This window comes from Sulfitobacter sp. SBS6, from assembly GCF_048285585.1.
In the GTDB taxonomy this organism is placed as follows: domain Bacteria; phylum Pseudomonadota; class Alphaproteobacteria; order Rhodobacterales; family Rhodobacteraceae; genus Sulfitobacter; species Sulfitobacter pontiacus.
The window spans coordinates 30,898-55,873 of record NZ_JBLWBA010000008.1 but is presented as its reverse complement, the minus strand read 5'-3'; the positions used below and the strand labels follow the sequence as shown (position 1 = coordinate 55,873).

Genomic DNA, 24,976 nt, shown 5'->3' with positions numbered 1-24,976 from the left:
CTCCCCGCGCTACCCCGCTATCAACGTATTTTTCAGGAGACATCGCATGGCCAACCCCACATTGCTAATCCTCGCCGGTGACGGCATCGGCCCCGAGGTCATGGGCCAGGTTGTTCGCATCATCGACTGGTTTGGCGACAAGCGCGATCTGGCCTTTGACGTGGATCACGATCTGGTCGGCGGTGCCGCCTATGACAAACACGGCACCCCCCTGCATGACGACACGATGGCCAAAGCGCTGGCGGCGGATGCTGTTCTGCTGGGTGCCGTTGGCGGGCCGAAATACGACGCGCTTGATTTCAGCGTCAAACCCGAACGCGGCCTGCTGCGCCTGCGCAAGGAAATGGACCTGTTTTCGAACCTGCGTCCGGCACAGTGTTTCGACGCGCTGGCGGATTTCTCCTCGCTGAAGAAAGACCTCGTTGCCGGGCTCGACATCATGATCGTGCGCGAACTGACATCGGGTGTCTACTTTGGCGAACCCCGCGGAATTTTCGAGGAAGGCAACGAGCGCGTCGGCATCAATACACAGCGCTACACCGAATCCGAGATCGACCGTGTCGCACGGTCAGCCTTTGAACTGGCGCGTCGTCGGGGCAACAAAGTCTGCTCGATGGAGAAAGCCAACGTCATGGAAAGCGGCATCCTGTGGCGCGAAGTCGTGCAGAAGGTGCATGACGAAGACTACCCCGATGTCGAGCTGTCCCACATGTACGCCGACAACGGCGCGATGCAGCTGGTGCGCGCGCCCAAACAGTTCGACGTGATCGTCACCGACAACCTGTTCGGCGATATCCTGTCCGATTGTGCCGCGATGCTGACAGGCTCGCTGGGGATGCTGCCCTCTGCCTCGTTGGGTGCGCCCAATGCCGATGGCCGCCCCAAAGCGCTGTACGAGCCCGTCCACGGCTCTGCTCCCGATATCGCGGGTCAAGGCAAGGCGAACCCCATCGCCTGTATCCTCAGCTTTGCAATGGCGCTGCGCTATTCCTTCGACCAGGGCGATGAAGCCGCGCGTCTGGAAAAAGCCGTTGAAAAAGTGCTGGCCGATGGGGCACGCACCGCGGATCTGATGGGCCCCGAAGGCGGCTCCCCCATCTCGACCTCCGAAATGGGCGACGCAATCCTCGCCGCGCTGGACGCGAGCCTGTAAGATATAAAGCGCAGCCCTGCCGGATGACTGGCGGGGCTGCTTTGCTTTGGCCAGACGCATCAGACGCTGCCGCATGCCGCAGCCACGTTCCTATCCGCGCCCCTGCCGGCGCAGAAACAACATCGCCAGAGTGATCACCGTCGCCATGGCAATCACACCAAGATACCGTTCGTAAAGTCCATCGACATCGGTGGGTAGCATGAAAAAGACCGGTGCCGAGACGGTCCAAAGCGCACAGAGACCGACAAGAATTCTGCCGTATACCGCACCGCAGCAGCGCGCCCCGTCTGACATGGACCACGGCAAGATCGCCATAAGAAGGCCAAGAGCATAGACCAGGTAGCTATGGATCACGACGCCATCGCTGTCGTTGTCGCCGTATTCATTCCGCGCGCCAACAAGGAAGACAATCAGCCCCAAGACGGTGAAGCCCACGATCCCGACGCTCCAGCGCCAATTGCCCAGATGAATATGCGCGGCAAGTAAAGCGATCGATATCAGTGAAGCCGAAAACGCATAGATGCCGATATCGACAATATATTCATATTCACCCGCACCAAGATCGCTGATGGTGTCGGCGATCCAGTCGTGGTCCGGAACAACAAAATCCGCGATCAGGATCATCCCCGAAAACAAGATGCAGCCAAATATCGCGTACCATGCAAGGAGGCGCACGAGCCCGGGCCTTTCTCGAACTGCTGCGTCGCCGATTTCGTTCTCCATGTACAATTTACCTTTTAAAAATGAAAAATTCCGATCGTAAGCTTACGCTGGTCATGAGCACGCATCTAAATCTGCGAAAGCTCTATTATGGCCTCTGTGAAGACCCTTTTATCCCGGCTAGCCGTTCTGCGTGAACGGATAAGCATCTCCCCCGTGCTGCTGACCGATGAAGTTAGGCCGCCCCCTTACCTCCACGCGTTCGGCTTTCCCCGCAAATAAGGCACGTTCTCAGGTAGTAATGGCGACCCCGGCAGGATTCGAACCTGCAACCTGCCCCTTAGGAGGGGGCTGCTCTATCCAGTTGAGCCACGGGGCCACGGGATTGGCTTAGCGCAAAACGGGGTGGTGATCCAGCCACACTGCACGGTGGTATGGCAGCGCTGTGGTGGGGGGCTTGATATGGTGATTGCCTGCGCCCAACCGACGCACTACGCTGTTGATAGAATACCACTTTCAAGCAGGACAAGCGCCTTTGACACAGCCTCCGAAACGCCCGTTGACCCTTCGTGATGTATCCGATGCCTGCGGGGTGTCGGAAATGACGGTCAGCCGGGTTCTGCGAAAACGCGGCGACGTGTCCGAAGCGACGCGCCGGCGGGTGCTGGCTGCGGCGAAAGAGCTGGGGTATGTGCCCAACCAGATTGCCGGATCGCTGGCGTCCCAACGGGTGAACCTTGTCGCGGTGATTATCCCGTCGCTGTCGAACATGGTCTTTCCCGAGGTGCTGAACGGCGTCAATCAGGTGCTTGAAGACACGCCGCTGCAGCCGGTCGTGGGCGTCACCGACTATATGCCCGAGAAAGAAGAACGTGTTCTCTATGAAATGCTGTCGTGGCGGCCCTCGGGCGTGATCATCGCGGGGTTGGAACATAGCGATGCGACTCGTGCCATGCTCAAGAACGCGGGCATCCCCGTGGTCGAGATCATGGATGTCGACGGGCGCCCGATTGATGCGATGGTCGGCATCTCGCACCGCCGTGCGGGGCAGGAGATGGCCAAGGCGATCCTAAAGGAAGGCTATGAACACATCGGTTTCATGGGCACCAAGATGCCGCTCGACCACCGTGCCCGCAAACGGTTCGAAGGGTTTACCGAAGGGCTCGCCAAAGCGGGGATAGAGATCGAGGACCGCGCGTTCTACTCTGGCGGCTCTGCGCTGGCCAAGGGGCGCGAGATGACGCAAGACATGCTTGAGCGGTCGCCCGAGCTGGATTTCCTGTATTATTCAAACGACATGATCGGCGCGGGCGGATTGCTGTATCTGATCGATCAGGGCATCGATATTCCGGGCCAGATCGGCCTTGCCGGTTTCAACAACGTCGAACTGCTACAGGGCTTGCCCCGTCAGCTTGCCACGATGGACGCCTGTCGGCTCGAGATCGGACAGGCCGCGGCGCGTATCATTCTGAACGATACACTGGATGAACCGGACCCCGACCTGCAAACGCAGATTACGCTGACACCGACCCTGTCGCTGGGGGACACGCTGCGCCGCAACCGCAAGGTATGACCCTGCCGCTGATCGGCAACCGCGACGCCCGTCGCATCTTTCTGCATCGCCATCTGCTGAGCGATGCACCCCAGGGGCCCGCCAGCGGGAACGACCTGTTGCAGCTGATCCAGGGCCTGGGCTTTGTGCAGTTGGACAGCATCAATACCGTGGCGCGGGCGCATGACCTGATCCTGTTCTCGCGCCGCCAACGCTATCGCCCGCAAGCGTTGAAGACATTGTATGAACGCGATGGGGCGCTGTTTGAGCACTGGACCCATGACGCCGCGGTGATCCCGATGGGATACTACCCCCATTGGGAATTGCGCCGCCAGCGGGACGCGCAGATGCTGCGCCAGCGGTACAAGAACTGGCACCAACATGATTTCGAGGGGCGGTTCCAGAGCGTGCTGGACCAGATCCGCGCACAGGGGCCAGTGTCGTCGTCTGATGTGGGGCAGGATGAACCGCGATCAAATGGCGGGTGGTGGGATTGGCATCCCTCCAAAACCGCGCTGGAATATCTGTGGCGCGCCGGAGCGCTTTGCGTCGTGGGGCGGGACGGTTTCCAGAAACGCTATGACCTGACAGAGCGGGTAATCGACGCGGCGCTATGCGACCCGTCGCAGGCACCGGATGAGGCGCAGACCATCGATTGGTGCTGCAACGGCGCGCTGGATCGTCTGGGCTTTGCCACACCGGGGGAACTGGCGGCATTCTGGGCGCATATCTCTCCGGCAGAGGCGAAGGCATGGGTCCAGCGTGAACAGGCCGTCGGACGTGTCGAGCAGGTGCAGATCGCGGGCGCCGACGGCACAGTCCATCGCAGCTTTGCCCGTCCCGGTCTGGCAAGCGACCCCGCGATAGACATGGCTCCGACCGCACGGCTGCGCGTGCTCAGCCCCTTTGACCCGGCCTTGCGCGATCGCAAACGCGCCGAACGTCTGTTCGGCTTCCGCTACCGGATAGAGATGTTCGTGCCCGCGCCCAAACGGGTCTATGGCTATTATGTTTTTCCGATCCTGCAGGGCGACAGCATCGTCGCCCGGGTGGATATGAAAGCACACCGTGACCGCGATACGCTGGTGGTACGCGCCCTTTGGCCAGAGCCGGGCAGCCGGTGGGGCAAAGGCAAACAAGCCGCCTTCGAGGCAGAGCTGGCCCGCATCATCCGTCTGGCAGGCGTCAGTCAGATCGCTTTCGAAGACGGCTGGCTTCGGTAACCCACCCCGTTTCGATGAACGAATTGGCGGTACATGCTTGCGCAGGCGACAACGATGACAATTTGTAAACATTTTGTTGACGTATTGCTTTTCCCTGCCAAAGTGAGCGGAAAGGAATCAAGAACCATGTCGAACCGTCTTTGCTTTCATCCCAAGGGTCGCCCATGACGCGCCATGTGGTCGTCGTGGGGGCGGGTATTGTCGGTGTGTCATCGGCGATCTGGCTGCAACGCGCAGGCGCGCAGGTCACGATCATTGATCGCGCGGCACCGGGGACAGGCACGTCGCATGGGAACGCGGGCGTGCTGGCAGCCTGCGCCGTGGCACCTGTCACCGCCCCCGGCCTGATCGCCAAAGCCCCCGCGATGCTGCTGAACCCGGATGTGCCGCTTTACTTGCGCCTGCCCTATCTGCCACGTCTGCTGCCGTGGCTGGCAAAGTATCTGCGGGTCGCGAACGACCGCGACACCCGCCGGATTGCGCAGGGGCTCGCGCCTATTGTCAGCGACAGTGTGGACCAACACAAAAGCCTGACCGCTGATTTGGGCCTGTCCGACTGGGTGAGGGACAGCGATTATGTTTTCGCCTATCGAAACCGCGCCGCGTTTGACGCCGAAGCCTACACCTGGGCGCTGCGGGCGGAGGCGGGGTTCGCGCCAGATCTGATCGAGGGGCCGCAGATACACGAGTATGAACCGACGCTCGGCCCGGACATACACCTGCTTGCCACCATGAAGGACCACGGCTTTGTCCGCGACCCCGGCGGCTATGTCGGCGCGCTGGCGCGGGCGTTCGAACAGGGCGGCGGCACGATCCTGCAGGCCGAGGTCAAGGATTTCGACCTGTCCGGCGGCGCGATTTCCGGGGTCGAGACGACCCAAGGCCGCGTGGCCTGTGACGATATCGTGCTGGCCACCGGCGTCTGGTCGAAACCGCTGATGGCCAAGCTGGGGCTGAACGTCCCGCTGGAAAGCGAACGCGGCTATCATGTGATATTCGAGGGCGCGACGGGCGGGCCCGCGCGCCCCGTGATGATCGCCAGCGGGAAATTCGTTGCCACCCCCATGGCGCAGGGCCTACGCTGCGCGGGTATTCTGGAATTCGGCGGGCTTGACGCAGCCCCGTCCAAGGCACCGCTGGCGCTGCTGCGGCGACAGGCGAAGGCGGCCTTTCCACAGCTTAGGGCCACGCGCGAGATCGAATGGCTGGGGCACCGACCTGCCCCCAGCGACAGCCTGCCCCTGATCGGACAGGTTGGCACAAGCCGGGTCTTTACCGCCTTCGGGCATCACCACATCGGGTTGACAGGCGGGCCCAAAACAGGCCGCCTCGTCGCAGGATTGGTTATGGGGCAACCCGTCAACACCGACCTGCAGCCCTATGCACCGCAACGGTTTAGCAGGGGCTAACCCCGCAAGCCAAAGACATACCAACAAGGAGAGAACCACATGAAACGGACCACCACATTGATGACAGGCGTCGCGACCGCCGCCCTGACGGTCACCACCGCCCTGCCCGCTTTCGCGGCTGAGAAATGGGACATGCCGATGGCCTATTCGGCGTCGAACTTCCATTCCGAGAACGGCGTTGAATTTGCCAACTGCGTGACCGAAGGCACCGCGGGCGAGATCGAGATCACCGTGCACCCCGGCGGGTCGCTGATCGCGGGTGCCGACATCAAACGTGCGATCCAGACCGGTCAGGTCCAGCTGGGCGAACGCATCCTGTCGGGGCACCAGAATGAAAACGCGATCTTCGGCTTTGATTCCATCCCCTTCCTCGCGCCGTCCTTCGAGGCGTCCGACAAGCTGTGGAAAGCCGCGAAACCCAAGATCGAAGAGCTGTTGGCAGAGCAGAACCTGACGCTGCTTTATAACGTGCCATGGCCGCCACAGGGTCTGTACTTCAAGAAAGAGGTCAACACGATCGAGGACATGAAGGGCGTCAAGTTCCGGTCCTACAACAACGCCACCAGCCGTCTGGCAGAGCTGACAGGCATGCTGCCCGTCACCATCGAAGCCGCCGAGCTGAGCCAGGCTTTTGCCACCGGCGTTGCGGAATCGATGATCTCGTCCGGTGCGACCGGCTATGACCAGAAAGTCTGGGAAAGCCTGACCCATTTCTACGAGGTCGACGCCTGGCTGCCGCGCAACTACATCATGATCAACAATGACGTGTGGAACGATGTCTCGGAAGAGAACAAGGCGATCATCACCACCTGTGCAAGCGATGCGGAAACGCGCGGGCTGCAAGCCTCCAAGGACTATACGCAGTTCACCTATGACGGGCTGCGCGAAGGCGGCATGACCGTGGAACCCGCCAGCGAAGAGCTGATGTCCGGCCTGCGCGACATTGGCGGCACCATGACCTCCGAATGGCTGGAGAATGCGGGCGAGGACGGTCAGGCGATCGTCGATAGCTACAAATCCATGCAGTAAATCAACGAACGGCGGCGCCCCACACAGGTGCCGCCGTTTGACGTTCGATCCGCCAATCCGGAGACCTTTCCCATGAACATCCTGCGACGCCTGCTTGATTTCATCTATTTCGCATCTGGTGCCCTGGCTGCCGTCAGTCTTGTCGCGATCCTGCTGCTGATCGTGGTGCAGATGGTTGCCCGCTGGACCGGCGAGGTTTTCCCCGGTGCGGCAAGCTATGCCGGCTATGCGATGGCCGCCGCCAGCTTCCTCGCTTTCGCCAACGCGCTGAACCGTGGCGCGCATATCCGCGTATCGGTGCTGCTGAACGCACTGCCCGCAGGCCCGAAACGGCTTCTTGAAATATGGTGCTTCGGCCTTGCCGCGGCGATTGCGTGGTATTTCACCTACTACGCCTATTGGTTCGTCTACTGGTCGTGGAAATTCAACGAAGTCAGCCAGTCGCAAGACGCCACATCCTTGTGGATTCCGCAGTCGGTGATGGTTGTGGGCGGTGGCATCCTCGCCATCGCGCTGACCGATAACCTGCTCTATCTGATCGTAAAAGGCGAACACCGTCTCACCCGCGATCTTGTCGATCAAAGTTTTGGGGAGTGACGCTGTGACGGAACTTTACGCGATCATTCTGTTTATCACTGTGCTGCTGTTCCTGCTGGGCACCGGCGTCTGGGTTGGCCTGGCGCTGATGGGCGTCGCCTGGTTCGGGATGGAACTGTTTACCACCCGCCCGGTTGGCGATGCTATGGTCACGACGATCTGGGCCTCGTCCAGCTCGTGGACGCTGACCGCGCTGCCGCTGTTCATCTGGATGGGTGAGATTCTATTCAGGACGCGGCTATCCGAGGATATGTTCAAAGGGCTGTCGCCGTGGCTGGCGAAATTGCCCGGCGGGCTGGTGCATACCAATATCGTCGGCTGCACCGTGTTTGCCGCCGTGTCAGGGTCGTCTGCCGCGACGCTGTCGACCGTGGGCAAAATGTCGATCCCCGAACTGCGGGCGCGCAATTATCCCGAAAAGATGATCATCGGCACGCTGGCCGGTGCCGCCACGCTGGGGCTGATGATCCCGCCCTCGCTCGCGCTGATCGTTTACGGCGTCACCGTGAACGAAAGCATCACCGAACTGTTCTTTGCCGGCGTCCTGCCGGGGCTTATTCTGGCGCTGATGTTCATGGCCTATGTCGCCTTTATCGCGCTGACCTCGAAGGACTGGAACCCCAGCGTCGAGACAGGGATGAGCTTTGCCGCCAAGCTGCGCAACTCGCGCTTTCTGTTGCCGGTCTTCGGGCTGATCACGGTGGTGATCGGGTCGATGTATCTGGGCTACGCCACCGCGACAGAGGCGGCGGCCATCGGTGTGCTAGGGTCGCTGGCGCTGGCGTTGATGCAGGGGTCGCTGAACTGGACCAGCTTTCAGGAAAGCCTGATGGGGGCGATGCGCACCTCTGCCATGATCGCATTGATCCTTGCAGGCGCGGCCTTTCTTAAACTGTCGATGGGCTTTACCGGCCTGCCGCGTGCGCTGGCGGACGGGATTGCAGCGCTTGAACTGACGCGCTTTCAACTGCTGATGGCGCTGCTGGTATTCTATATCGTACTGGGCATGTTCCTTGATGGTATTTCGTCGGTCGTGCTGACGATGGCTGTCGTTGAACCGATGGTGCGCGGTGCGGGGATCGACTTGATCTGGTTCGGAATCTTTGTTGTGGTCGTGGTCGAGATGGCGCAGATCACGCCGCCGATCGGGTTCAATCTGTTCGTGCTGCAAGGCATGACGGATCACGAGATGGGATATATCACCAAAGCCGCCTTGCCGATGTTCCTTATCATGGTGGTGATGGTCTTTGTCCTGATCTTCTTCCCCGACATCGCGACCTGGCTGCCCGAAAATCTAAGGCAGGTGCCCCAATGACCGACTTCCCCCTGATCCAGACCGTTGGCCTGTCCGGCGTGCTGGTGCGTTTTGCCGACACGATGTCAGAGCCCGCGAACCGCGCCGCCCTGTCGTTTCGCGCCGCCGTGGATGCCGCCGACTGGCCCGAGGTGACAGAGACGAGCACCTCGCTGGTGTCCACCTTCCTGCAGATCGATCTGGTGGCGGCTTCGGTGGACACCCTGCTGGACCGGCTGCACGATCTGCTGGCAACGCGCGACTGGTACACCTCTGACCTGCCGACGGGGCGGACGCTGTGGCATGTGCCAACGGTCTATGGCACCGACCTTGCGCCACAGCTTGAAGAAGCGGCAGAGCTTGCGGGGCTGGACCCCGATGCGGCGATTGCACAGCTGTCGCAGGCGCGCGTGCGGGTGCTGACCATCGGCTTTGCCCCCGGCCAGCCCTATATGGGCGAACTGCCGCAGAACTGGGATATTCCGCGCCAGCAGGGGCTGACAAAATCCGTCCCCGCCGGCGCGTTGATCGTGGCGATCCGGCAGCTGATTATCTTCACCAATGCCTCCCCCACCGGCTGGCGCCATATCGGGCAGACCGTATTCAAGACCTTCCGCCCGCGCAGCGACACGCCCTTTGCCCTGTCACCGGGGGACGAGCTGTGCTTCCCCTCCATATCGCGCGCCGAATATGACAAGATCACCGCCGCAGATGAAACCGGCCAGGGCGGCGCAGAGACAGAGGTGCTGGCATGAGCGCGACCCTCACCATTTCCCAAGCCGGTCCCGCCCTGACGATACAGGATATGGGCCGTCCCGGTTGGCGTGCCCAAGGGCTTACAAAGGGCGGTGCCGCCGATCCCGTGGCGCTTTACGAAGGGGCTGCCCTGCTGGGCCAATCGCCCGAGCTTGCGGTGATAGAGATGACAGGCACCGGCGGGACCTTCACGGCTGACGCCGACATCCGTATCGCCCTGACAGGGGCCACCATGGCCGCCAGCATCGACGGGGATGCCATCGTCTGGAACGCCAGCCACATGCTGCCCGCGGGCGCAAAGCTGACCATTGGCGGCACCTCGGGCGGCACCTATGGCTATCTGCATGTGGGCGGGGGCATCGTCTCTGACACACTGTTGGGGGCACGGGCCAGCCACCTAAGCGCCGGGCTGGGCCAGCCGCTTGCTGCGGGCGGCGCGCTGCCCCTCGGGCCGGACAAGTCGCGCGAAACGGGGCTACAACTGCCCCGCGACAGTCGTTTTGACGGCGGCACCGTGCGCGTCGTGGCCAGCATGCAGACCGACCACTTTACCGCTGATGAACGCAAACGCTTCGAGACCACCGCCTTTACCCGCGACCCGCGTGCCAACCGCATGGGCGTGCGCATGGACCACGACGGCGACGGTTTCAGCGCCGAGGGCGGTCTGTCCATCCTGTCCGAGGTCATCGTGCCCGGCGACATCCAGATCACCGGTGACGGCGCACCATTCGTGCTGATGGGCGAATGCCAGACCACCGGCGGCTATCCCCGCATCGGGACCGTGATTCCCCGCGACCTGCCCCGCGTGGCGCAAGCCGCATCGGGCACCGCGATCCGGTTCGAATTCATCACGCTGGAACAGGCCATCACGCTCGAGACGCAGCACCGCCAAGACATCAAAGCGCTTGGCGGGCAGGTCACGCCGCTGGTCCGCGACCCTGCCAAAATCCGCAACCTGCTGGCCTATCAGCTGGTGGGGGGCGCGATCTCTGCCACCGACAACCCCTTTGAAGAGGAGCATTAAATGCCGACCGTCGATCTGAATGCCGATATGGGCGAAAGCTTTGGCCCGTGGAAAATGGGCGATGATGCCGCTTTGTTGCAAATCATCAGCTCTGCCAACATCGCCTGTGGCGGCCATGCGGGCGACGCCGATGTGATGTCTGCCACAATGGCGCTGGCGCGTGACAATGGCGTCGGTATCGGTGCGCACCCCGGTTTCATGGATCTGGCCGGTTTTGGCCGCAACCGCATGTCGGTGCCACGGGGCACGCTGCAAAATCAGGTCCGCTATCAGGTCGCCGCCAGCGTCGGCATGGCCCGCAGCCTTGGCACATCGGTCCGCCACCTGAAACTGCACGGCGCGCTCGCCAATATGGCGTCAGAGGACGAGATACTGGCCCGCGATCTTTATGAGGCCGCGCTCAGCGTCGCGCCTGATCTGATCGTCATGGTGCTGGCCGCCACGGCGCAGCAGGACGCGGTGCAATCGCTTGGCTGTAAGTGGGCCGGAGAGATCTTTGCCGACCGCGCTTATAACGACGACGCGACGCTGGTCGACCGCTCTAAACCCGGTGCGGTGATTCACGATGCAGCACTGGCGGGCGAACGGATGGTCAAAATGGTCAAAGCCGGTGCGATTCTGACCGAGGGCGGCCAAACAATTCCTGCCGCGATCGATACGATCTGTCTGCACGGCGACACCCCCGAAGCCGTCGACATTGCCCGCGCGGTCAAATCATCCCTGCAAGAAGCAGGGATCGCGCTGAAATGTTTTGAAGGCCATACGGGCTAAGCCCTAAACCCAACACCTGAAACGAAAAACAGCGCCCCGAGGGGCGCTGTTTTTATCCGTTCCAGTCAGACTGGAAAGTAGTGGTGAGCCGTGATGGGTTCGAACCATCGACCTACTGATTAAAAGTCAGTTGCTCTACCAACTGAGCTAACGGCCCACTAGGCGGGTATCTAGAAAGGTGCGGCCTTGGGGTCAAGCGGAAACTTACGAAAAATTTCACTCTCGCTGGATTAGTTTCAAATGCCGCGTTATATGCGCCGAATGTATAGTGATCTGACCAACGGTTTGCCCTTCATGAAGATGCATGGGCTGGGCAATGATTTTGTCGTGCTGGATGCGCGCCAAAAAGTCGTGCTAGACGCGCGCGAAAAGGTCGTGCTGGATGCGCGCCAAAAAGAAATGCTGGATGCGCGCGACGGTGCTTTGCGTGCCGACGGCACCCCGGCGCTCACTAAGGTGACCCCTGCCCTTGCGCAGGCCATCGGACATCGCCAGTTCGGCGTGGGCTTTGACCAGCTGGCCGTGATCACCAATGGCGCCGCTGATGCGCATCTGACGTTCTTCAACGCCGACGGCTCTACCTCTGCCGCTTGTGGCAATGCCACGCGCTGCATCGCGCGGTTCCTGATGGAGGAAACCGGCAAGACCCAACTGCACCTGACCACCGACCGCGGCGATCTGGCGGCGCGGGATGCAGGCAATGGCCTGACATCGGTCAACATGGGTCACCCGCAGCTTGACTGGGACGAAATTCCGCTTGCTCGCCAGATGGATACGCTTGAGCTGCCAATCGACGGTGCGCCGACAGCCACCGGCATGGGCAACCCCCATTGCACCTTCTTTGTTGATGATGTCGACGCGACTGATCTGGCCGGTTTTGGCCCCGGTATCGAGCATCACGCGCTTTACCCCGAACGCACCAATGTGCAGATCGCCCAGATCATCGGCCCCGATCACATCCGTATGCGCGTGTGGGAACGGGGTGTGGGCATCACGCTGGCCTCCGGCTCCTCTAGCTGTGCGACGGCCGTGGCAGCGGCACGCAGAGGGCTGACAGGCCGCGCCGTGCGCATTGATCTGGACGGTGGCACGCTGCACATCGACTGGCGCGAGGATGGCGTCTGGATGACCGGCCCCTCGGCCCATGTCTTCAGCGGCGTGCTGACCCCTTCGTTTCTGGAAAGCCTGACATGAGCGCCCCGATCTTCTCGAATCACGGCTGCCGCCTGAACGCCTATGAGACCGAAGCGATGAAGGAACTGGCCGAACAGGCTGGCCTGAAAGACGCGGTAATCGTCAACACCTGCGCCGTCACCGCCGAGGCCGTGCGCAAGGCGCGTCAGGACATCCGCAAGCTGCGTAAGGCCAACCCCGACGCGCGTTTGATCGTCACCGGCTGCGCCGCCCAGACCGAACCGGAGACCTTTACCAAGATGGCAGAGGTCGACGCGGTCATCGGCAACACCGAAAAGATGGTCGGCGCGACGTGGCAGGGGTTGGCGGCTGATTTCATCGGCGAGACAGAGGCGCTGCAGGTCGATGACATCATGTCGGTGACCGAAACGGCGGGGCATCTGATCGACGGATTCGGCACGCGCAGTCGGGCCTATGTGCAGGTCCAGAACGGCTGCGATCACCGCTGTACCTTCTGCATCATCCCCTATGGCCGCGGCAACTCCCGCTCGGTCCCCGCGGGGGTCGTGGTGGATCAGATCAAGCGGCTGGTCGACAAGGGCTTTAACGAAGTCGTTCTGACCGGCGTCGATCTAACCAGTTGGGGTGCGGACCTTCCCGCGACGCCCAAGCTGGGGGATCTGGTGATGCGCATCCTGCGGCTGGTGCCCGACCTGCCACGCCTGCGGATCAGCTCCATCGATTCGATCGAGGTGGACGAGAACCTGATGCAGGCCATCGCCACCGAGCCCCGCTTGATGCCGCACCTGCATCTGTCCTTGCAGCACGGCGACGACATGATCCTGAAACGCATGAAACGCCGCCACCTGCGCGACGATGCGATCCGTTTTGCCCAAGAGGCCCGCAAACTGCGTCCCGACATGACCTTTGGGGCCGACATCATCGCCGGTTTCCCCACCGAAACCGACGCGATGTTCGAAAACTCGCTCAAGCTGGTGACGGACTGCGATCTGACATGGCTGCATGTCTTCCCCTATTCGGCGCGCGAAGGCACGCCCGCTGCAAGGATGCCTGCGGTGAACGGCACGCTCATCAAGGAACGCGCGGCGCAGCTGCGTGCTGCGGGTGACGCGCAGGTCGCGCGCCATTTGGCGGCCCAACAAGGTCGCGCCCATCAGGTGTTGATGGAAAGCCCCACCATGGGCCGGACCGAACAATTCACCGAAACCCATTTTGCCACCCCCCAGACCGAGGGCGCGATCATTTCGGCCACGATCACCGGCCAGAATGCAGGGCATCTGCTGGCTGTGTGAGACGTTGCAGATTGTAAACCTTTCTCCTCTAGGGTGATTCCCTAGCGAGAAAGGGTTAACATGAGCGAAATTATCGAATGGGTCCTCGAGATGGACGTGCGGGATGGTCAGGGCGACAATGTCCAACCATTGCTTGAGGAAATGGTACAGGCTGCAGAGGCAGACGAACCGCGTACGCTGCATTGCGAATTCTACATGTCCGACGACCGACGCACCTGCACTGTGCTGGAACGTTATGCGGACAACGCAGCCGTGATGGCGCATTTTGCGCAGTTCGGTGGCCGCTTTGCTGACCGGTTTACAGAGCTGTTTATGCCGGTGCGTTTAACCGTCTACGGCCCTGCCACCGCCGCGGTGATGTCCGTGCTTGCGGGCTATGGCGGTGTGCGGCTGGACCGCGTGGCAGGCTTCCACCGCTAAGCCACGGACACCGTCTGTGGCGGTGTCCTGCCAGCGCGTTTGGCGACCAGCCGATTACCCCCAAAAAAGAAAGCCCCCCGAACCAAAATGGATCGGGGGGCTATGTTCAGGCATTGGCCGCGTGAAGGAAGATCAGTCTTCCTTGTGTTTCACAGGGGCCCACAGACGTTTGTTGGTCAGGTACAGCAATACCGACAGTAGCGTCAGGAACAGAACGCCAGCAAAACCGGCTTGCTTGCGTGCCATCATCTTGGGCTCGGCTGTCCACATCAGGAAGGCCGCAACGTCTTCGGCTTCGTGGTGCAAGTCAGAATCGTGGCCGTCGTTATAGGTCACGTCGTCACCGTACAGCGGGGGTGCCATTGCGATCCAGCTGCCTTCGATTGTGGCGTGGCCATTCTCGTCCTTACAGGATTCGGGGATACCGCCGCTTGGGAACGCCGTGTTGTAGTGACCGGGGAAATCCTCGGGGGCACAGGCAGGCGCTTCTTCATAGCCGACCATCAGGGACGCGATGTATTCGGGTCCGCCGATGCCTTTGAAGAACTGGTTGATCCCCAGACCGTAAGGCCCGTGGAAACCGGCGCGCTTCTTGGCCATCAAGCTGAGGTCGGGCGCGGTATCCAACGCGGACTCAGGGAAATGGTCAACCGGCGTGCCGGGGCGTGTGTCGTCCAGCTCGGGGTCGAAGATATCAAAGTTCGCGGCATAGGCACGCACCTGATCTTCGGGAAGGTGGGGGCCACCTTCATCCGCAAGTGTACGGATCGGCACAAACTTCATCCCGTGGCAGGCAGAGCATACCTCGGTATAGATTTGCAGACCGCGTTGCAGCTGGTTGGCATCGAAGGACCCGAAAGGCCCTTCGAAAGAGAAGTCAAAGTCTTCGACATGCGCTTCACCACCGGCGGCGAAAGCAGCGGAACCTGCAAAGCCCAAGGCGACAACAGCCGAAAGGAAGGTTTTCTTGATCATTGTCATGGTCCTTACTCTGCTGGCTTGACCAGCGTCTTGGTGCCGCCGGTTTTTGGCGCGTAATGCGCGTCAAAGTCGGCTTCGATGGTTTCAGGCTGCGGCGCTGGTTTCTCGATCACACCCAGAAGCGGCAGGATCACCAGGAAGTATGCGAACCAATAGGCCGAAGCGATCAGCGAGAAGCTGGCATAGGGCTCTTCCGCAGGCATGGCACCCAGCCACATCAGCGCGAAGAAGTCGATCACCAGCAGCGCGAACCACCACTTGAACATGGGACGATAGCGGCCCGAACGCACCGAGGATGTGTCCAGCCAAGGCACCAGCGCCATCACCGCGATCGCACCGAACATCGCCAGAACACCAAAGAACTTGGCGTCGATGATGCCACCGGTCACGAAGGACGCAATCTGAACAACCCAGACTTCGGCAGTAAAGGCACGCAGGATCGCGTAGAACGGCAGGAAGTACCATTCAGGCACGATGTGTGCAGGCGTCGAAAGCGGGTTCGCCTCGATATAGTTATCGGGGTGGCCCAGATAGTTCGGCATGAAACCCACGATCGCAAAGAAAACAACCAGGATCACGGCCAGCGCGAACAGGTCTTTCATCACGAAGTAGGGCCAGAAGGGCAGCGTGTCTTTCTCTGCGTCTTCCTTGCTTGTGCGACGGACCTCGACCCCTGTGGGGTTGTTGTTCCCGGTGGTGTGGAAGGCCCAGATGTGCACGATCACCAGACCGGCAATCACGAAGGGCAGCAGGTAGTGCAAGCTGAAGAAACGGTTCAGCGTGGCGTTATCGACCGCAGGCCCGCCCAGCAGAAGCGTTTGCAGGCTTTCCCCGATGAACGGGATCGCACCGAACAGACCGGTGATAACCGTTGCGCCCCAGAAGGACATCTGACCCCAAGGCAAAACATAGCCCATAAAGCCGGTTGCCATCATCAGAAGGTAGATCAGCATGCCGACGATCCACGTGATTTCACGTGGCGCTTTATACGACCCGTAGTACAGGCCGCGGAAGATGTGCGCGTAGACCGCAACAAAGAACAGCGACGCGCCGTTCATGTGCAGATAGCGCAGCATGTAGCCGCCGTTCACGTTCCGCATGATGTGTTCAACGCTCGAGAAGGCGACATCGACATGGGGGGTGTAGTGCATCGCCAGCACGATGCCGGTCACGATTTGCAGTGCCAGACAGAACGTCAGAACAATGCCCCAGATCCACATCCAGTTCAGGTTCTTCGGTGTCGGGATCATCAATGTGTCATACAGCAGTCCGACAACGGGAAGACGGGTGTGCAGCCACTTCTCTCCGTTAGATTTCGGCTCGTAATGGTCGTGAGGAATTCCAGCCATTCCCGTTCTCCCTTAACCTAGTTTGATCGTGGTTTCATCCACGAATTCTGCGATTGGCACCGGCAGGTTGCGCGGTGCTGGCCCTTTGCGGATACGGCCCGCAGTGTCATAGTGCGACCCGTGGCAGGGGCAGAACCAGCCGCCAAAGTCACCTGCGTCGCCCAAAGGCACGCAGCCCAGGTGGGTACAGACGCCCATCATCACCAGCCAGTCTTCTTTACCGGCCATGGCGCGGTTTTCATCCGTCGCGGGGGCACCGGCTGCGATGTTGGCGTTCTCGGCGCCCGGATCGGGCAGCTCGGACATTTCAACGTCACGTGCCTTGGCGATTTCTTCTTCGGTACGGCGGCGGATGAACACCGGCTTACCCAACCATTTGACCGTGAGCTGTGTACCTGGCTCAACAGCGGACACATCGACGCGGATGGACGACAGCGCCTTCACATCTGCGGATGGGTTCAACTGATTGACCAATGGCCAGACTGCCGCGCCGACGGCGACCGCACCTGTACCAGCTGTGGCGTAATAGAGGAAATCCCTCCGGGTGCCTGCGTGATCTTCTGCTTGGGACACGGGTTAACTCCAAATCGAGGGCCTGACGGCCATTAAATCAAGGGGCGGCGCTGACGCACCTCCCACAATTCTTTTGGTTACTAGCGGGCTGCGTCGCGCACGTCCAGATACCTTTGTCGCGCAAACCGTCGCAGTGTTGCATTCCTTCAAGGGTGCAGACCGGATTTTTTGCGCTTTTATCCTGCCGGAGGGGCAGTGGCCTGCATGGATGCACGCGAATCAAAGCGGCGCGCCCAATCGGCCAAAGCGTCGTTTCCCTTGCGCCAATTGCGCGCGTCATGCCGGAAATCAAGGTATCCCAAGGCGCAGCCGACGGCGATCTGCCCCATATCCAGCGGACCGGAAAGCTGACTGATCCAGCGTGTGTTCAGCGCCGCGCACGCCCGTTCGATCTTGGACCACTGACCCTCGACCCATTCTGGCATCTGCTTGCCTTCGGGGCGCATCCGGCCCTCGTAGACCATCGATAGCGCCGCATCCAGCATACCATCCGCCGTTGCCTCAAGCGTCAGCGTGTCCCAGCGGCGGCTGCCCGTGGGATAAAGCTTGCCGCCCGCGCGGTCATCCAGATAGGCGCAGATTACACGGCTATCATACAGCGCAGGCCCCTCGTCGCGCACCAGTGCCGGTACTTTGGCCAGCGGGTTGTTCGGCAGCAGCGCGGCATCAGGCGCCAGCGGCGTGGTCGAGATATTCTCAAGCGTCACATCTTCGATCTGGCCGGTTTCGTGCAGCAATACCATGACCTTGCGGACATAGGGTGATGTCGGGGAATAGGATAGTTTCACGGGTGTCTCCTCCTCGGGGTTCTGGCGAACTATCACCGTCATCCGCGCGCGGTGCAATCGTTTGTTGATCAGGCGCCTTTTGCCGCGCGCATCTGGTCGGCCAAACTGCCTGTTCCCGCGCCAAAGCCGTGCGCCTCTACCCCGTCGGCAGCGGCCAGTCGCACCGCATCGGGTTTATTCTGGCTCAGCTTCCACGTCCCGTCGACACCGGTGATCCGCATCCGGCAGGGCACGATCATGCGCATCATTTTCTGCATGGTCACGGGGTTCATCTTGGCGGTAGTCCACGGCGGCTTGGGCAGCAGACGATCCTCGAACCAGGCAGACTGGCGATCCAGCAGGTCCAGCAGCTCTTCTTGCGGGCGGAGTTCCAGCGTGCCGGTCAGATGCACCGCCACATAGTTCCACGTCGGCACCTGATCGTCGATGTCGTACCAGTCGGGCGAGACATAGCTATCGCCCCCGCTGATGGCGAGCTTGACCGGCAGCGCGGGTTTGAGCGCCCGCGCAATCGGGTTTGACCTGACCAGATGCAGATCCGCCTGATCCCCTGCTTCGTTCAGCAAAAACGGCACATGGCTGATCAACGGGCCGTCGCTGCCATTGGCTGCAAGCAAGCCAAAGCTGCGGTCGCGGGCAAAGGCGATGTTCTTGGCGGTGTCGGCGTCGTGGTAAACGGGATTCGGGTGCATAACGTAGGGTCCAAACTGCAAACGCGCTTTTGGTATTGCAGACGCGCCCCTGCCTTGGCAACGTATCCCTATTCTCAGGGCGGGGCGCAATTCCCCACCGGCGGTATGTGGCCCCAGTGCCACGAGCCCGCGAGCGCTGGCGACATCCCTTCGGGATGCGCCGGGTCAGCAGATCTGGTGAGATGCCAGAGCCGACGGTCATAGTCCGGATGAAAGAGAATGCGTTTGTAGCGGCCCCTTGGGGCCGTCCGCAATCGTGATCGCCTTGGGTGACTTGTGTCGCTGACGTAATAAAGGAGATCACTATGACACACACCCGCTACGCCTTTGTAAAAGCACGCTGGCACGCCGATATCGTTGATCGTGCCTATGACGGGTTTTCCGAAACCATCCCCGCAAGCCAGATCGATGTTGTCGATGTCCCCGGCGCGTTCGAAATGCCGCTGATGGCGCAGACCTTGGCCAAATCCGGCAAATACGATGCGGTGATCTGCGCGGCCTTCGTGGTCGATGGCGGCATCTACCGGCATGATTTCGTGGCGACAGCCGTGGTTGACGGGTTGATGCGCGTAGGCCTTGATACGGGCGTGCCCGTCCTCTCGGTGTCGCTAACGCCGCACCATTATCAGGAAACCGACCACCACAATGCGATCTACCGCGCGCATTTCGTCGAAAAGGGGCGCGAGGCCGCTTCGGCAGCGCTTGGCATCGTCGCGGCGCGTCAACTGCTTGACGCGTAAGACGGGTTTACCGCGCGGGCCTGTGCGTCAGGCCCGCTGCGCCCCGATGCTGGCGATGCCCAACACATCCAGCACTTTGGCCTCGATATGTTCGGCGTTCATCCCAGCGACCGCATACATATCCGCAGGGCTCGCCTGATCGATAAAGATATCGGGCAGCACCATCGAACGGTATTTCAGCCCCGCGTCGAACACGCCCTCATCCGCCAGAAGCTGTGCCACATGGCTGCCGAAACCGCCGACTGCACCCTCTTCGATGGTGATCAGCGCCTCGTGATCGGCGGCCAGCGACAGGATCATCTCGCGGTCAAGCGGCTTGGCAAAGCGGGCGTCGGCAATGGTCGGCGTGATGCCCTTGGCCCGCAGCGCCTCGGCGGCTTTTTCCACCTCTGACAGGCGCGTGCCAAAGGACAGCAGCGCCACGCGCTTGCCCTCGGCGATGATGCGCCCCTTGCCGATCTCCAGCGGTTCGCCGCGTTCGGGCATGGTCACGCCCGCGCCTTCACCTCGTGGGAAGCGGAAGGCAATCGGCCCGTCGTCATAGGCCGCCGCCGTCGCCACCATATGCACCAGCTCTGCTTCATCCGCGGCAGCCATCACGACGAAATCGGGCAGGTTCGCCAAAAACGCCACGTCAAAGGCACCGGCATGAGTGGCACCATCCGCCCCGACCAGCCCCGCGCGATCAATCGCAAAGCGCACCGGCAAGCGCTGGATCGCCACGTCATGCACCACCTGATCATAGCCGCGCTGCAGGAAGGTCGAATACATCGTGCAGAACGGCTTCATCCCGCCTGCCGCCAATCCGGCAGAGAATGTCACACCGTGCTGTTCCGCGATCCCCACGTCAAAGCACCGGCTGGGGTAGCGTTCGGCGAAAAGGTTCAGCCCTGTCCCATCCGGCATCGCGGCTGTCACGGCGCAGATCTTGTCGTCTTTTGCGGCCTCGGCGATCAGGCTGTCCGCAAAGACGCGGGTATAGCTGGGCGCGTTTGACGGCGCTTTCTTCTGCTCGCCCGTCAGCACATTGAACTTGGCGGTCGCGTGGCCCTTGTCACGGGCGGCTTCGGCGGGGCCATACCCCTTGCCCTTTTTGGTGATCACATGGATCAGCACCGGCCCCGTCGCCCGCGCCTTGACCGTGCGCAACACCGGCAGCAACTGGTTCAGGTCATGCCCGTCAATCGGCCCGAGATAGGAAAACCCAAGCTGTTCGAACAACGTACCGCCCACGGCCATGCCCTTGAGCATATCCTTGGCGCGCTTGGCCCCTTCGCGGAACGGGCCGGGCAACATGCTGACAGCGCCCTTGGCCGCGGCTTTGAAATCCTGAAACGGCTCTTCGGCATAAAGACGGCTGAGGTATGTGGACATCGCCCCCACCGGCGGCGCGATCGACATCTCGTTGTCGTTCAGGATGACGAACATCCGTTTTTTCAGATGGCCCGCGTTGTTCATCGCCTCATAGGCCATGCCCGCCGACATCGACCCATCGCCGATCACCGCAATCGCATCGCCCAGACCTTCGGGGACATTGCCGCCCAGATCACGTGCCACCGAAAAGCCCAAAGCCGCGCTGATAGAGGTCGACGAATGCGCAGCACCAAAGGGGTCGTAGGGGGATTCACTGCGTTTGGTAAATCCGCTCAACCCGTCTTTCATACGCAAGGTGCGGATACGGTCGCGGCGTTCGGTCAGGATCTTATGCGGGTAGCACTGGTGGCTCACATCCCAGATCAGCTTGTCCTTCGGCGTATCAAACACCGAATGGATCGCGACCGTCAGTTCAACCACGCCCAGACCCGCGCCCAGATGGCCGCCCGTCTCAGATACGGCAGAAATCGTCTCTGCCCGCAGTTCATGGGACAGTTTCACCAGCTCTGCATCCGAGAAATTCTTCAGATCGGCAGGGCGGTTCACGCGGTCCAAAAGGGGCGTATCTGGTCTATCGGTCATCTGGCTCTCCACCGGATCAGCTTTTGCGGGCAATAACGAAGCGGGCCGCGTCTCGCAAGGTTTCGGCGTCACTGCCGTAGGGGGACAGGGCATCACAGGCAGCATCGACAAGATCACGGGCGCGGGCGCGGGCGGGGTCCAGCCCCAGCAGCGACACAAAGGTCGCCTTGCCCGCGTCGGCATCCTTGCCGACGGCCTTGCCCACCGTGGCGGCATCGCCTTCGACGTCAAGAATGTCATCCGCGATCTGGAACGCCAGCCCGAGGTTGCGCGCATAGCTGCGCAGCGCGGCGGCATCATCGCCCGCCATCACCGGCCCCGCCGTCGCGGCCCATTCGATCAGCGCACCGGTCTTGCCGGCCTGAAGCGTCGTGATCTGGTCCAGCGTCAGCGGCTGGCGTGCGGTTTCGGCGGCGATGTCCATCGCCTGCCCGCCCACCATGCCGCGCACACCGGCAGCCCGCGCCAGCCCCGTGACCAGCGCAATCCGTTCAGCGTCGCCGCAGCCCGTTGCCGCGACCAGTTCAAACGCCAATGTCTGCAGCGCATCGCCCGCCAGAACCGCCGTCGCCTCGTCCCATTTCACATGTACCGTGGGTTGACCCCGACGCAGGGCGTCATCATCCATGCAAGGCATGTCATCATGCACCAGCGAATAGGCGTGCAGCGCCTCGATCGCGCCGGCGGCGGGGGCGGCCTGCGCGTCCATCACCCCGTGCAACCGCGCGCTTTCGATCACTAGAAAAGCCCGCAGGCCCTTGCCGCCTGTCACGGCATAGCGCATCGCCTCGGCCACGGTGCCGTCCAACCCGCCAAGCCCGTGCAGGATCTGGCCAATCGCCAGATCCGCAGCATGGGGCATGGCCGCATGAAACGGTTTGCGCGTCAGCTCTGTCTCAAGCGAGATGTCAAACCCCGCCAACAGGAGCCACTCCGACAGGGTTGCCGTCGCCATCCAGCGTGATCTGCGCGACTTTCTCTTCGGCTTCCTTCAGCTTGGTCTCGCAGCGTTTCTTGAGCTTGGCCCCACGTTCGTAAAGCGAAATGCTTTCATCCAGCGCCACATCGCCGCGTTCCAGCTGGCCCAGAACCTTTTCCAGTTCGGCCATCGCTGCCTCAAAGCTCATCTCTTCTACCGGAGTATCCGTCATTGCCGTGAATCCCATCAATCAAACTTGGCCTGACCATAGCCCGCCCGCGCCATAGCTTCCAGTGACCGTGCCGATTTCTTGGGCGCAAATTCTCTTACGCCACGACACCACATTTACCGCCAAGGCAGCGCGTGATCAGTCGGGGGCCAGCATATAGCCCGCGCCGCGCACGGTTTGCAGATAGCGGGGCTGTTTGGGATTGTCTTCGATCTTGCGGCGCAAACGGGTGATCTGCACATCGACAGCACGTTCCTGCGCCTGCCCGCGGTCACGGCCCAGTTCCTCCACCAGTTTTGACCGGCTCAGCGCGGCGCCGGGTTGGGCCGCGAAAATGCGCATGAGCTGGATTTCGGTGGCGGTCAGCCGCACCAGATCGTCGCCCTGCCACAGCTCTCCGCGTTCGATGTCATAGCGGATCGGCCCCATCGACAGCACCTTGGGCGCGGTATCAGCCACGCGGGTGTCGGGCATACGCCGCAGGATCGCGTTGATCCGCAACAGCAGCTCTTTGGGTTCAAACGGTTTGGCAAGGTAATCATCCGCCCCCGCTTCCAGCCCTTCGATCCGGTTGCCCGTCTCGCCCTTGGCGGTCAGCAGCAGGATCGGCGTTTGCATGTCTTCGCGCAGGCTGCGGGTCAGGCTTAGACCATCCTCGCCCGGCATCATCACATCCAGCACGATCAGGTCAAAATCCAGCCCCGCCAGAATACGCCGCGCATGGGCGGCATCGCGGGCCGAGGTCACAAGGAACCCGTGCCGCATCAGGAACTTCTGCAGCAGCGTGCGAATACGTTCGTCGTCATCGACGATCAGCAGGTGTGCGTCGGCCTCGTTCACGCGCCGTTTTCCTTCAGACGGGTGTAACAATGGAGCATTTCGGGGTCCATCATCGCCTCTAGCACGGTGCGGAAACCGGCCACCGCCTCGGGGCCCGCGTCGCGGAACGCACTGCGCATCCGCATCCGTTGTGCATCAGACAATGTCTGTTCGAGCGCGCGCCCGGCGTCAGTCAGATACAAGTGCCGCTCCCGCTTGTCTGCTTTTCCCACTTGGCTTTTGACAAGACCATCGGCGATCAGCGTGCGCAATACACGATTAAGGGATTGTTTTGTAACACCCAAAATCCCCAGAAGGTTGTTTACCGTCGTGCCCGGGGCCCGGTTGATAAAGTGTATCGCACGGTGGTGCGCACGGCCATAGGCCATATCCACCAGGATCTTGTCAGGGTCGGCTGTAAAGCCGCGGTAGGCAAAGAACATCGCCTCGATCCCCTGCCGCAGCTGTTCATCCGTCAGGAACAGCAGGTTCTCGCCCGTGTGTGATGATGGGCCGCGTCCGTCTGCCATTATACTCTCCCCTTGCTGCGCCAAGAGCTTACGTCAGCGTTATTGACTTTCCAAGAGTCAAAGGCTATCGAATCCCATGTTTTGCGTAATTATATGTCTGCACGCAGCGGGTTTCACGCAATTTTCATAAATCCCGAGGTGCTTTGAGGAAGGATACATCATGGACGGCGCATACGACGATCGCGACGGCAAAATCTGGTTGGACGGTAAAATGGTCGATTGGCGCGACGCCAATGTCCACATCCTGACCCACGCCATGCACTATGCGTCATCGGTGTTCGAGGGCGAACGCTGCTACAATGGCAAGATTTTCAAAGGCCGCGAGCATTCGGAACGGCTGCGCAAATCGGCGCAATACCTCGACTTCGAAATCCCCTATTCCGTGGACGAGATCGAAGCCGCGAAATACGAAATGCTCAAGGCGAACGGCTGGACCGATGCCTATGTCCGCGCGGTCGCGTGGCGTGGTGCCGGCCCCGACATGGGGGTCTCGGCGGCGCGCAACCCTGTACGTCTGGCCATCGCAGGCTGGGAATGGGGCAACTATTACGGCGACGCCAAGATGAAGGGCGCCAAGCTCGACATCTCGAAATGGAAGCGCCCGTCGCCCGAAACGATCCCCGTACACGCCAAAGCGGCGGGCCTGTATATGATCTGCACCACCTCCAAACACGCGGCAGAGGCCAAGGGCTGTTCCGACGCGCTGTTCATGGACTATCGTGGCTATGTGGCCGAAGCGACTGGCGCGAACATCTTTTTCGTCAAGGACGGCGAAGTGCACACGCCGCTGGCCGATTGCTTCCTGAACGGGCTGACCCGTCAGACCGTTATCGGGATGCTCAAGGAAAAGGGCCTGACCGTGCACGAACGCCACATCATGCCGGAAGAGCTGGAAGGCTTCGAGCAATGCTGGCTGACCGGCACCGCGGCCGAGGTCACACCCGTCGGACAGATCGGCGACTACACCTTCGAGGTTGGCGCGCTCACCCGCGAGATTTCGGAAGACTACGAAAAGCTCGTCCGGTCCTGAACTGCCCCATCAAAACAAACGGCGCGAGGGTTCTC

At 61.3% G+C, this 24,976-nt stretch carries 26 protein-coding genes, 2 tRNA genes and 1 riboswitch; of the genes, 15 read left to right on the top strand and 13 right to left on the bottom strand.

The window, feature by feature from the left end:
* Positions 1–46: 46 nt before the first annotated feature.
* The gene (gene leuB / locus ACNQ62_RS13945; RefSeq protein WP_005851023.1) at positions 47–1,153 is read left to right on the top strand and encodes a 3-isopropylmalate dehydrogenase; all 1,107 of its coding nucleotides are present in this window, start codon (positions 47–49) and stop codon (positions 1,151–1,153) included.
* A gap of 90 nt (positions 1,154–1,243) precedes the next feature.
* Here the strand turns inward: leuB and ACNQ62_RS13940 are convergent, their stop codons facing one another.
* On the bottom strand, positions 1,244–1,876 hold the full coding sequence (locus ACNQ62_RS13940; RefSeq protein WP_418095100.1) for a DUF998 domain-containing protein: 633 nt from the start codon (positions 1,874–1,876) through the stop codon (positions 1,244–1,246).
* Positions 1,877–2,115: 239 nt separating this feature from the next.
* A tRNA-Arg gene (locus tag ACNQ62_RS13935) sits at positions 2,116–2,192 on the bottom strand.
* A gap of 156 nt (positions 2,193–2,348) precedes the next feature.
* Here ACNQ62_RS13935 and ACNQ62_RS13930 point away from each other — a divergent pair.
* The 9 genes from ACNQ62_RS13930 (at position 2,349) to ACNQ62_RS13890 (ending at position 11,468) form a co-directional block, all read left to right on the top strand.
* Positions 2,349–3,386 (top strand): LacI family DNA-binding transcriptional regulator, encoded by a 1,038-nt coding sequence (locus ACNQ62_RS13930; RefSeq protein ID WP_037942958.1) that lies wholly within the window; start codon positions 2,349–2,351, stop codon positions 3,384–3,386.
* The gene (locus ACNQ62_RS13925) at positions 3,383–4,588 is read left to right on the top strand and encodes a winged helix-turn-helix domain-containing protein (RefSeq protein ID WP_418095099.1); all 1,206 of its coding nucleotides are present in this window, start codon (positions 3,383–3,385) and stop codon (positions 4,586–4,588) included. The genes ACNQ62_RS13930 and ACNQ62_RS13925 overlap by 4 nt, the downstream gene beginning before the upstream one ends.
* 140 nt (positions 4,589–4,728) lie before the next feature.
* Positions 4,729–5,997: an NAD(P)/FAD-dependent oxidoreductase gene (locus ACNQ62_RS13920; protein ID WP_418095098.1), complete on the top strand. Its 1,269-nt coding sequence runs from the start codon at positions 4,729–4,731 to the stop codon at positions 5,995–5,997.
* A 39-nt stretch (positions 5,998–6,036) separates the two neighbouring features.
* The gene (locus ACNQ62_RS13915; protein WP_005850974.1) at positions 6,037–7,026 is read left to right on the top strand and encodes a TRAP transporter substrate-binding protein; all 990 of its coding nucleotides are present in this window, start codon (positions 6,037–6,039) and stop codon (positions 7,024–7,026) included.
* A 72-nt stretch (positions 7,027–7,098) separates the two neighbouring features.
* Positions 7,099–7,623 carry a TRAP transporter small permease gene (locus ACNQ62_RS13910; protein ID WP_005850973.1) on the top strand — a complete coding sequence of 175 codons (525 nt, stop codon included), beginning with the start codon at positions 7,099–7,101 and terminating at the stop codon, positions 7,621–7,623.
* A 4-nt stretch (positions 7,624–7,627) separates the two neighbouring features.
* Entirely contained in the window at positions 7,628–8,938 is a 1,311-nt protein-coding gene (locus ACNQ62_RS13905; RefSeq protein ID WP_009825820.1) for a TRAP transporter large permease, read from the top strand.
* On the top strand, positions 8,935–9,672 hold the full coding sequence (locus ACNQ62_RS13900) for a 5-oxoprolinase subunit B family protein (RefSeq protein ID WP_418095097.1): 738 nt from the start codon (positions 8,935–8,937) through the stop codon (positions 9,670–9,672). Before ACNQ62_RS13905 ends, ACNQ62_RS13900 begins: the two co-directional genes overlap by 4 nt.
* Positions 9,669–10,697, top strand: coding sequence for a biotin-dependent carboxyltransferase family protein (locus ACNQ62_RS13895; protein ID WP_418095096.1), 1,029 nt, complete (start codon positions 9,669–9,671; stop codon positions 10,695–10,697). The genes ACNQ62_RS13900 and ACNQ62_RS13895 overlap by 4 nt, the downstream gene beginning before the upstream one ends.
* On the top strand, positions 10,698–11,468 hold the full coding sequence (locus tag ACNQ62_RS13890) for a LamB/YcsF family protein (RefSeq protein ID WP_132997445.1): 771 nt from the start codon (positions 10,698–10,700) through the stop codon (positions 11,466–11,468). It begins immediately after the preceding gene.
* A gap of 81 nt (positions 11,469–11,549) precedes the next feature.
* On the opposite strand, the gene ACNQ62_RS13885 is transcribed toward ACNQ62_RS13890, so the two are convergent.
* Positions 11,550–11,625: transfer RNA gene (locus ACNQ62_RS13885), tRNA-Lys, on the bottom strand.
* Between the two features lie 104 nt (positions 11,626–11,729).
* Here ACNQ62_RS13885 and dapF point away from each other — a divergent pair.
* The 3 genes from dapF to ACNQ62_RS13870 are packed head-to-tail and all read left to right on the top strand — an operon-like array spanning position 11,730 to position 14,335.
* On the top strand, positions 11,730–12,662 hold the full coding sequence (gene dapF, locus ACNQ62_RS13880; protein WP_418095299.1) for a diaminopimelate epimerase: 933 nt from the start codon (positions 11,730–11,732) through the stop codon (positions 12,660–12,662).
* On the top strand, positions 12,659–13,915 hold the full coding sequence (gene mtaB / locus ACNQ62_RS13875) for a tRNA (N(6)-L-threonylcarbamoyladenosine(37)-C(2))-methylthiotransferase MtaB (RefSeq protein ID WP_074636232.1): 1,257 nt from the start codon (positions 12,659–12,661) through the stop codon (positions 13,913–13,915). The genes dapF and mtaB overlap by 4 nt, the downstream gene beginning before the upstream one ends.
* 60 nt (positions 13,916–13,975) lie before the next feature.
* Positions 13,976–14,335 (top strand): putative quinol monooxygenase, encoded by a 360-nt coding sequence (locus ACNQ62_RS13870; protein ID WP_005850966.1) that lies wholly within the window; start codon positions 13,976–13,978, stop codon positions 14,333–14,335.
* 132 nt (positions 14,336–14,467) lie between these two features.
* Here the strand turns inward: ACNQ62_RS13870 and ACNQ62_RS13865 are convergent, their stop codons facing one another.
* The 5 genes from ACNQ62_RS13865 to ACNQ62_RS13845 form a co-directional block, all read right to left on the bottom strand.
* Positions 14,468–15,316 carry a cytochrome c1 gene (locus ACNQ62_RS13865; RefSeq protein WP_037942948.1) on the bottom strand — a complete coding sequence of 283 codons (849 nt, stop codon included), beginning with the start codon at positions 15,314–15,316 and terminating at the stop codon, positions 14,468–14,470.
* A gap of 5 nt (positions 15,317–15,321) precedes the next feature.
* Positions 15,322–16,665 carry a cytochrome b gene (gene petB, locus ACNQ62_RS13860; RefSeq protein WP_005850964.1) on the bottom strand — a complete coding sequence of 448 codons (1,344 nt, stop codon included), beginning with the start codon at positions 16,663–16,665 and terminating at the stop codon, positions 15,322–15,324.
* A gap of 12 nt (positions 16,666–16,677) precedes the next feature.
* Positions 16,678–17,238 carry a ubiquinol-cytochrome c reductase iron-sulfur subunit gene (petA, locus tag ACNQ62_RS13855; protein ID WP_037942947.1) on the bottom strand — a complete coding sequence of 187 codons (561 nt, stop codon included), beginning with the start codon at positions 17,236–17,238 and terminating at the stop codon, positions 16,678–16,680.
* Between the two features lie 176 nt (positions 17,239–17,414).
* Positions 17,415–18,026: a glutathione S-transferase gene (locus ACNQ62_RS13850; RefSeq protein WP_037944875.1), complete on the bottom strand. Its 612-nt coding sequence runs from the start codon at positions 18,024–18,026 to the stop codon at positions 17,415–17,417.
* A 68-nt stretch (positions 18,027–18,094) separates the two neighbouring features.
* Positions 18,095–18,718 (bottom strand): FMN-binding negative transcriptional regulator, encoded by a 624-nt coding sequence (locus ACNQ62_RS13845; protein WP_418095095.1) that lies wholly within the window; start codon positions 18,716–18,718, stop codon positions 18,095–18,097.
* 66 nt (positions 18,719–18,784) lie between these two features.
* Positions 18,785–18,943, top strand: a riboswitch (FMN riboswitch).
* 80 nt (positions 18,944–19,023) lie between these two features.
* Here ACNQ62_RS13845 and ACNQ62_RS13840 point away from each other — a divergent pair.
* Positions 19,024–19,458, top strand: coding sequence for a 6,7-dimethyl-8-ribityllumazine synthase (locus ACNQ62_RS13840; protein ID WP_005850960.1), 435 nt, complete (start codon positions 19,024–19,026; stop codon positions 19,456–19,458).
* Between the two features lie 27 nt (positions 19,459–19,485).
* On the opposite strand, the gene dxs is transcribed toward ACNQ62_RS13840, so the two are convergent.
* The 5 genes from dxs to ACNQ62_RS13815 all read right to left on the bottom strand — a co-directional run bounded on the left by dxs (position 19,486) and on the right by ACNQ62_RS13815 (position 23,911).
* A complete protein-coding gene (dxs, locus tag ACNQ62_RS13835) occupies positions 19,486–21,414 on the bottom strand; it encodes a 1-deoxy-D-xylulose-5-phosphate synthase (RefSeq protein WP_009825808.1) in 1,929 nt (642 codons plus the stop codon).
* Positions 21,415–21,430: 16 nt separating this feature from the next.
* The gene (locus ACNQ62_RS13830) at positions 21,431–22,369 is read right to left on the bottom strand and encodes a polyprenyl synthetase family protein (RefSeq protein ID WP_418095094.1); all 939 of its coding nucleotides are present in this window, start codon (positions 22,367–22,369) and stop codon (positions 21,431–21,433) included.
* Positions 22,323–22,565: an exodeoxyribonuclease VII small subunit gene (locus tag ACNQ62_RS13825; protein WP_005850957.1), complete on the bottom strand. Its 243-nt coding sequence runs from the start codon at positions 22,563–22,565 to the stop codon at positions 22,323–22,325. Before ACNQ62_RS13825 ends, ACNQ62_RS13830 begins: the two co-directional genes overlap by 47 nt.
* 135 nt (positions 22,566–22,700) lie before the next feature.
* Entirely contained in the window at positions 22,701–23,402 is a 702-nt protein-coding gene (locus ACNQ62_RS13820; RefSeq protein ID WP_005850956.1) for a response regulator, read from the bottom strand.
* Complete coding sequence (locus ACNQ62_RS13815; RefSeq protein ID WP_418095093.1) at positions 23,399–23,911, bottom strand: MarR family winged helix-turn-helix transcriptional regulator; 513 nt, start codon at positions 23,909–23,911, stop codon at positions 23,399–23,401. The genes ACNQ62_RS13820 and ACNQ62_RS13815 overlap by 4 nt, the downstream gene beginning before the upstream one ends.
* A 160-nt stretch (positions 23,912–24,071) precedes the next feature.
* Here ACNQ62_RS13815 and ACNQ62_RS13810 point away from each other — a divergent pair, with 160 nt between their 5' ends.
* Positions 24,072–24,941, top strand: coding sequence for a branched-chain amino acid aminotransferase (locus tag ACNQ62_RS13810; protein ID WP_005850954.1), 870 nt, complete (start codon positions 24,072–24,074; stop codon positions 24,939–24,941).
* The last annotated feature ends 35 nt before the right edge of the window (positions 24,942–24,976 follow it).

Excerpts from the sequence above, each read along its gene's own strand:
- dxs (WP_009825808.1), bottom strand. The coding sequence starts at position 21,414 with ATGACCGATAGACCAGATACGCCCCTTTTGGACCGCGTGAACCGCCCT.
- ACNQ62_RS13845 (WP_418095095.1), bottom strand. The coding sequence starts at position 18,718 with ATGCACCCGAATCCCGTTTACCACGACGCCGACACCGCCAAGAACATC.
- ACNQ62_RS13830 (WP_418095094.1), bottom strand. The coding sequence starts at position 22,369 with ATGGCGACGGCAACCCTGTCGGAGTGGCTCCTGTTGGCGGGGTTTGAC.
- petB (WP_005850964.1), bottom strand. The coding sequence starts at position 16,665 with ATGGCTGGAATTCCTCACGACCATTACGAGCCGAAATCTAACGGAGAG.
- ACNQ62_RS13890 (WP_132997445.1), top strand. The coding sequence starts at position 10,698 with ATGCCGACCGTCGATCTGAATGCCGATATGGGCGAAAGCTTTGGCCCG.
- ACNQ62_RS13810 (WP_005850954.1), top strand. The coding sequence starts at position 24,072 with ATGGACGGCGCATACGACGATCGCGACGGCAAAATCTGGTTGGACGGT.
- ACNQ62_RS13940 (WP_418095100.1), bottom strand. The coding sequence starts at position 1,876 with ATGGAGAACGAAATCGGCGACGCAGCAGTTCGAGAAAGGCCCGGGCTC.
- ACNQ62_RS13870 (WP_005850966.1), top strand. The coding sequence starts at position 13,976 with ATGAGCGAAATTATCGAATGGGTCCTCGAGATGGACGTGCGGGATGGT.
- dapF (WP_418095299.1), top strand. The coding sequence starts at position 11,730 with ATGTATAGTGATCTGACCAACGGTTTGCCCTTCATGAAGATGCATGGG.
- ACNQ62_RS13815 (WP_418095093.1), bottom strand. The coding sequence starts at position 23,911 with ATGGCAGACGGACGCGGCCCATCATCACACACGGGCGAGAACCTGCTG.
- mtaB (WP_074636232.1), top strand. The coding sequence starts at position 12,659 with ATGAGCGCCCCGATCTTCTCGAATCACGGCTGCCGCCTGAACGCCTAT.
- ACNQ62_RS13925 (WP_418095099.1), top strand. The coding sequence starts at position 3,383 with ATGACCCTGCCGCTGATCGGCAACCGCGACGCCCGTCGCATCTTTCTG.
- leuB (WP_005851023.1), top strand. The coding sequence starts at position 47 with ATGGCCAACCCCACATTGCTAATCCTCGCCGGTGACGGCATCGGCCCC.
- ACNQ62_RS13900 (WP_418095097.1), top strand. The coding sequence starts at position 8,935 with ATGACCGACTTCCCCCTGATCCAGACCGTTGGCCTGTCCGGCGTGCTG.
- ACNQ62_RS13910 (WP_005850973.1), top strand. The coding sequence starts at position 7,099 with ATGAACATCCTGCGACGCCTGCTTGATTTCATCTATTTCGCATCTGGT.
- ACNQ62_RS13915 (WP_005850974.1), top strand. The coding sequence starts at position 6,037 with ATGAAACGGACCACCACATTGATGACAGGCGTCGCGACCGCCGCCCTG.
- ACNQ62_RS13825 (WP_005850957.1), bottom strand. The coding sequence starts at position 22,565 with ATGACGGATACTCCGGTAGAAGAGATGAGCTTTGAGGCAGCGATGGCC.
- ACNQ62_RS13840 (WP_005850960.1), top strand. The coding sequence starts at position 19,024 with ATGACACACACCCGCTACGCCTTTGTAAAAGCACGCTGGCACGCCGAT.
- ACNQ62_RS13865 (WP_037942948.1), bottom strand. The coding sequence starts at position 15,316 with ATGACAATGATCAAGAAAACCTTCCTTTCGGCTGTTGTCGCCTTGGGC.
- ACNQ62_RS13895 (WP_418095096.1), top strand. The coding sequence starts at position 9,669 with ATGAGCGCGACCCTCACCATTTCCCAAGCCGGTCCCGCCCTGACGATA.